Here is a 5,137-nt window from a genome sequence, read left to right as displayed (position 1 = left end):
ATGGTATCGCCATGCCGGAGGAGCTTCGGCCTGCTTTCGGCGTTGTGAACAATTGCGGAGTTCGTCCTCACCTTTGGAAGCGGCGCGGGAGACGGCGGAAAGGGCCGCCGGCGCGGCGAGGGAGTAGACCCAAAGAGCGGAAATTTCAGAAAGGAGAGTAACACTATATGAAAAAGTTACTCGCTCTGGTGCTGGCGCTGGTCATGTCCATGTCCCTCGTCACCATCAGCAACGCGGACTTCAAGGATGCCGACAAGATCGACAACAAGGAAGCCGTGGACGTCCTGAACGCCGTCGGCGTTCTCATCGGCGATGAAAAGGGCAATTTCAACGCCAAGGACACCCTGACCCGCGCGCAGGCCGCGAAGATCATCGCGTACCTCGATCTGGGCGGCAAGACCGCTGATGCCATCAAGGGCAGCGGCACCGTCTTCACCGACGTCAAGGCGACCTCTTGGTATGCCGGTTACGTTGAGTATTGCGCCGGTGCCGGCTATGTTGCCGGTGTTGGCGGCGGCAAGTTCGACCCCGATGCCAAGGTCACCGGCGTTCAGTTCGCCAAGATGCTCCTCTGCGCGCTTGGCTACAAGTCCGACGTTGAGGGCTACACCGGCGCGGACTACACCATCTCGGTCGCCCGCGATGCCAACAAGAACGATCTGTTCAACGCTCTGAGCATCGTCACCTCTGCCAACCTCACCCGTGAGCAGGCCGCTCAGATGGCTCTCAACGCCCTGAAGGCCGATGTTGTCGAGTACAAGGGCGGCACCAACGTCTCCACCTCCGACGGCACCAAGGTTGTCATCAACGCCGAGCGCAGCACCGTTGCCAACGACAAGTATGATTATCGTGTCAAGACCGGTTATGACGCCAAGAAGGACAATACCGTTCAGCAGCTCTGCGAGAAGCTGTATGGCAAGGACCTCAAGGGCATTGAGGACAAGGATTCTTTCGGCCGCAAGGCTATCATTTGGAGCTACAAGAATGATGAGGTCGGCACCTATGCTACCGATTCCGCTGACTACACCTATTACGGCGCTGTCTCCGGCAAGACCCTGTTCAAGGATCTCGGTCTGGCGGCTTCCACTAAGTACACTCTGACCGTCGACGGCACGAAGAACACCAGCGTCACGACCGGTTCTGACATCAAGGCTCTGGCTAAGGACCTCGGCGGTTACAGCTACATTGTTGAAGTCACCGTGGACGACAAGGATATCACCGTCATCACCATCGAGTATAAGCTCGCTCAGGTTTCCAAGGTTACCAAGGCCAAGGACGGCGATAAGCGTTCTATCACGGTTGGCGGCAAGACCTATGAGACCGAGAGCTTTGCCAAGGATGACTATGTTCTCTACACCGTCGATAAGAACGGCAAGATCCAGTCCGTCCAGCTCGCTGGGAAGGTCACCGGCAAGGTCACCGCTGTCAAGGGCGACAAGCTCACCATTGATGGCACCACCTACAAGTTCAATGTAGCCGGCAAGGATATGAGCAAGGTCACCGCCGGTACCAGCGGCACCTTCTATCTCGGCATTGATAAGGCTCTGATCGGCGCCAGCGACTTGACTGAGGTCGTCTCCGCGAAGGACTTCATGTATGTCTACTCCGTCGTTGATGCAAAGACTGGCGAGGTTGATGAGAATGGCCTTCCCATTGCCGGCAAGAAGACCGCTTACTACATCCTCACTGACGGCACCAAGGGTTCCGCCAAGATCGCCAAGGATCAGAAGATCGACGCGAAGACCGTTATCGCTTACAGCTTCAACAGCGACGATGAGCTGAAGGTTGCTGAGGCCAAGGACGTCAAGACTTATGACTCCCTGAAAAAGAAGGTCGAGATCGGCAAGGATACCGCCGTTGTTGCCGACGCCTACCTCATGAGCGCCGACACGCAGTTCGTCTTTGTCAATATCAAGGACAGCAAGCTCACCGTTACCACTGTGACCGGCTACAAGAACGTCGGCAAGCAGTCTCAGAACATCTTTATCGTTGCTGACAAGGACGGCAAGGCTCTGACCGTGTTCGTCATCGGTGAGGATGAGGGCCTCGAGACCAGCAAGACCTTTGCTTACCTGCTCGATACCAACCCCACTCTGACCAAGGACAGCAAGGATAAGGACCTCTACACCTATGACGTTCTGGTCGACGGCGAGGTCTCTACCATCGCCACCAGCAAGCAGGAGTACATGGATGGCATTGCCAAGGGCGACCGCTTCTCCTACACGCTGAAGGACGGCAAGCTTGATAAGGCTGTCACCAAGGACACCGGCAAGAAGTCCGGCGAGATCACCGCGATTGTTGATGATTACATCGTGATCGATGGTACTGCCTACTCCATCAAGGACGTTAAGGAGACCTACCTGCTCGATAAGGGCGCTGACGAGGTCAAGAATGTCCTCACCGGCGATGCTCTCGAGAAGGGCGATACCGTCATCGTCTACACCAATGGTAAGACCGGCGACAACGAGAAGAACGTTGCTGTTGTCATCACCAAGGAAGCCGAGTAAAATGCTCCGTATGTGAAGGCTCGTTGAGCTGACACAGGAAAAAGCAACACCCCCGCCCCGCTCTTTCGAGCGGGGCGGGGGCGTTTTGTTATTACATCATGCGATATTTCCCTTGCGGAAAATTACTTCTCGATGACGTAGACGGTCTTGAGGGCGATCTTGCCAGAGTCGGTGACCTTGACATAGATGGCCTTAATGTCGCCGTCCTTGGCGTTGATGCTGTCAGCCGTGCCGTCCGCGACGTTGCCGTCGGCGTCGATCACATAGACAGTCTCGCTGCCATCATAGGTGTAGGTGTCGGTAGCGGAGAGCTGAAGCACGCCGTTCTTAGCTTCGCCGTAGGCAAAGCCGTTGGCAGAGGTGTCATACTTCACGAAGTCAGTAGACTTGTAAGCGCCGCCGCCGAGCTTCTCAAGTCTGGTCGCAGCGCCGTCGGAGTTGACAGCCTTGACCTTGTACAGGCCGACAACGAGAGTGTCATTGCCGTTCTCGTACACCGTGGTCTTGGTCTTCAGCGTACCGGCCTCACCGTCGATCACAGCCGCGTAGGAGTAGACCTCCTTGCCGGACTTGCCGCTGGTGGTGTACTTGGCGCTGGTGATGTAGACGATAGAAGCGTTGTCGCTGGTATCATCAACGGTAACGTTGCTCGCGGTGGCATCAACGTAAACGAAGGTCACATCGCCGTCATCGATACCCCAGCTCACAACAGCCTTGGCGGAGCTGGTGGTGGAAATGCTGGGCATGGCCTTGAAGCCGGTGTAGACCGTGTACTTACTGCTGTTGCCATCGGGGGTCTTCACGACGAAGATGGTGTTGCTGCCGGTGGTCTTGCCGCCGATCGTGGGAGTACCCTTGCTGTAGCTGGTAACGTCAGCCTTGTTGCTGGCGGCCAGGGTCAGCTCATACTCGCCGTCGTCGTCGATCTTGTAGCTGGCGACACGGCCGTCATAAGTGGAATTGCTACCGCCATTGCCGAGGCTGGAGAGAGTAATGGTGCTGTTGCCGTCAACGAGCTTGGCGACAACGATCTCCTTGACCGTGCCATCCGTGAAGACGAGCTTGGCCTTGGTCTGGGTCTCGAGAGAGTTCGCAACATTGCCGATCACGTCGATCGCGGCGAACTTGAGTTCAGACTCGACCTCAGTAGCCTTGACGACAAAGCCAAACTGATCGAGGAAGTAGTTGGCATCCTTATCGGTGTTGGGATAATTGGTGCCATTGAAAGCAGCGGTCTGAGCAACGCCGGTACCATACTTATAGGTGGTAGCGCCAATGGTCAGGGTGCTCTTCTGGGTGTTGTAGGCAGACTGCGTGCCAACGACCTTGGTGGTGGGATAAACATACGCAACATTGCCGGCGGTCTTGTAGACCGTCACATAGTCGTTCTTGGCAACGGTGCCAGCCAGCTTGACGGTATCATCCTTGAGATCGTCATCGGCATAGTCAACGAAGGTACCGGAGACATTGTCGAACTTGTAGGTGACATCGCCGTCCTTGTTGGTCTTGACAGAGGTGACCTTGGCGAGGGTGTAGGTGACCTCAACAACACCGTCGGCGGAAACGTTGGTGTCGAGCTTGTTGTCGCTGTTGAAGTAGACCTCAACGAGCTTGCCGTTGTCGGTCAGGGCAGCGATGCTGGAAATCTGAGCCTCGGTCGTGATCTTGGTGCCGTTAGAGAGCTTGTAGCCCTTGAGATCCTTGAGCATGTCCTTGGCGGAGGTGTCAGCGGTGTAGGTAAAAGTAGCAGCCTTATAAGCGGTGTAGACGTCCTTGCCGTCATAGGTCCACTTATAATCGGCGGGACGGCCGAAATCGTCATTGGCAACGCTGTTCTTGATGCGCTTCAGACCCTTGGAGCCGCCGTACAGCTTCTCGCAGAGCTGCTGGTAACCGTCCTGATCGGCATCGCGATAGTCCTTGCTGGCGTCGAGCGCAACGTTGTTGCGGGTAGCGTTCACGGTGACCTTGGTGCCGTCGGAGGTGGAGACGTTGGTGCCGCCCTGATACTCAACGACGGTGGCCTTCAGAGCGTTGAACGCCATCTGAGCGGCCTGCTCACGAGTCAGGTTGGCGGAGGTGACGATGCTCAGCGCGTCGAACAGGTCGTTCTTGTTGGCATCGCGGGCGACCGAGATGGTGTAGTCCGCGCCGGTGTAGCCCTCAACGTCGGACTTGTAGCCAAGCGCGCAGAGGAGCATCTTGGCGAACTGAACGCCGGTGACCTTGGCATCGGGATCGAACTTGCCGCCGCCAACACCGGCAACATAGCCGGCACCGGCACAATACTCAACGTAACCGGCATACCAAGAGGTCGCCTTGACGTCGGTGAAGACGGTGCCGCTGCCCTTGATGGCATCAGCGGTCTTGCCGCCCAGATCGAGGTAAGCGATGATCTTGGCAGCCTGGCCACGGGTGAGTTCGTCCTTGGCGCCGAATTCGCCGTTGTCATAACCGGCGAGGACGCCAACGGCGGCCATAACGTCGACAGCTTCCTTGTTGCTGATCTTGTCAGCATCCTTGAAAGCCGCGTTGCTGATGGTGACGAGGGACATGGTCATGACCAGCGCCAGCACCAGAGCGAGTAACTTTTTCATATAGTGTTACTCTCCTTTCTGAAATTTCCGCTC

Annotated in this window: 2 protein-coding genes; one reads left to right on the top strand and one right to left on the bottom strand. The window is 56.6% G+C overall.

What is annotated here, in order from left to right; translation table 11 throughout:
- The first annotated feature begins 167 nt into the window (after positions 1-167).
- A complete protein-coding gene (locus tag KQI17_RS13175; protein ID WP_216496657.1) occupies positions 168-2,507 on the top strand; it encodes an S-layer homology domain-containing protein in 2,340 nt (779 codons plus the stop codon).
- A 122-nt stretch (positions 2,508-2,629) separates the two neighbouring features.
- On the opposite strand, the gene KQI17_RS13170 is transcribed toward KQI17_RS13175, so the two are convergent.
- Positions 2,630-5,104 (bottom strand): S-layer homology domain-containing protein, encoded by a 2,475-nt coding sequence (locus KQI17_RS13170; protein WP_216496656.1) that lies wholly within the window; start codon positions 5,102-5,104, stop codon positions 2,630-2,632.
- Positions 5,105-5,137 lie beyond the last annotated feature (33 nt).

It is taken from the genome of Oscillibacter sp. MSJ-31, assembly GCF_018918025.1.
Lineage (GTDB): Bacteria > Bacillota > Clostridia > Oscillospirales > Oscillospiraceae > Hominicoprocola.
This window is presented reverse-complemented; position numbering and strand designations above follow the sequence as displayed.

What these genes read in the sequence shown, in the direction of transcription:
- KQI17_RS13175 (WP_216496657.1), top strand. Translation starts at nt 168, where the DNA reads ATGAAAAAGTTACTCGCTCTGGTGCTGGCGCTGGTCATGTCCATGTCC.
- KQI17_RS13170 (WP_216496656.1), bottom strand. Translation starts at nt 5,104, where the DNA reads ATGAAAAAGTTACTCGCTCTGGTGCTGGCGCTGGTCATGACCATGTCC.